1 protein-coding gene is annotated in these 1532 nt (G+C 69.5%); it reads left to right on the top strand.

Features of this window, described 5'->3' with window-relative positions; translation table 11 throughout:
- The first annotated feature begins 198 nt into the window (after nt 1-198).
- A complete protein-coding gene (locus B8460_RS11330) occupies nt 199-1428 on the top strand; it encodes an argininosuccinate synthase (RefSeq protein ID WP_048861707.1) in 1230 nt (409 codons plus the stop codon).
- The last annotated feature ends 104 nt before the right edge of the window (nt 1429-1532 follow it).

Raw genomic sequence — 1532 nt, forward strand, 5'->3', positions numbered from 1 at the left:
GGGCGCGGCGCTGCTGCGCGCGGGCGTGGTGGGCGGGGTGGTCCACATCGCGCTGGCCTGGATCGCCGGCGGCTATGCCGCGCCGGTGGCCGAGGTCGCGGCCCAGGCGGGACGGCTCTGCGCCGTGCTGGCGCCGGCGAGCCTTGCACCGGACGGGGCGAGGCGCTAGGCGGCAGCGTCCATGACCGGAGGCCTCGGATGACCGCCCGCGACGTCAAGAAAGTCGTGCTCGCCTATTCGGGCGGCCTCGACACCAGCGTCATCCTGAAATGGCTGCAGACGACCTATGGCTGCGAGGTCGTCACCTTCACGGCCGATCTGGGGCAGGGCGAGGAGCTCGAACCCGCCCGGCGCAAGGCCGAACAGGCCGGCGTGCGCGAGATCTTCATCGAGGACCTGCGCGAGACCTTCGTCCGCGACTTCGTATTCCCGATGTTCCGCGCCAACGCGCTGTACGAGGGCCAGTATCTGCTCGGCACCTCCATCGCCCGGCCGCTGATCGCCCAGCGCCAGATCGAGATCGCCGAGATGACCGGTGCCGATGCCGTGGCGCACGGCGCGACCGGCAAGGGCAACGATCAGGTCCGCTTCGAGCTCGCCTATTACGCGCTCAAGCCCGACGTGAAGGTGATCGCGCCGTGGCGGGTCTGGGACCTCACCAGCCGGACGAAGCTGCTGGCATTCGCCGAGGCGCATCAGATCCCGATCGCCAAGGACAAGCGCGGCGAGGCGCCGTTCAGCGTCGATGCCAACCTGCTGCACTCCTCCTCCGAGGGCAAAATCCTCGAGGACCCGGCCGTGGAGCCGGACGAAAGCGTGTTCCAGCGTACCATCAGCCCGGAACAGGCCCCCGACCGCCCGACCGTCATCAGCATCGACTTCGAGCGCGGCGATCCGGTGGCGATCGACGGGACGCGCATGTCGCCGGCGACCCTGCTGACGCGGCTGAACGCGCTCGGCCGCGAGAACGGCATCGGCCGGCTCGATCTGGTGGAAAACCGCTTCGTCGGTATGAAGTCGCGCGGCGTGTACGAGACGCCGGGCGGCACCATCCTGCTCGCGGCGCATCGCGGGATCGAAAGCATCACCCTCGACCGCGAGGCGGCGCATCTGAAGGATCAGCTCATGCCGCGCTATGCGGAGCTGATCTATAACGGGTTCTGGTTCAGCCCGGAGCGGCGGATGCTCCAGGCGCTGATCGACGAGAGTCAGCAGAGCGTGACCGGGCAGGTCCGGCTCAAGCTGTACAAGGGCAACGTCATCGTCATCGGCCGCGAGAGTCCGCACAGCCTCTATTCCATGAAGGTCGTCACCTTCGAGGAGGACGAGGGCGCCTATGACCAGGTGGACGCGCAGGGCTTCATCAAGCTCAACGCGCTGCGCCTGCGCCTCGGCGCCATGGCCGGACGGCGCGGCGGGACGCTGTAGCCGCCGCCCACCCGACGCGTCAGCGCGGCCCGGGGCCGGTCCCCCTCAGGACAGGCGGAGGCCGGGCGGGGCGTCGAGCACGTCCAGGGCCAGCAGGACGAGGC

Source organism: Acidisphaera rubrifaciens HS-AP3, from assembly GCF_000964365.1.
In the GTDB taxonomy this organism is placed as follows: Bacteria; Pseudomonadota; Alphaproteobacteria; order Acetobacterales; family Acetobacteraceae; genus Acidisphaera; species Acidisphaera rubrifaciens.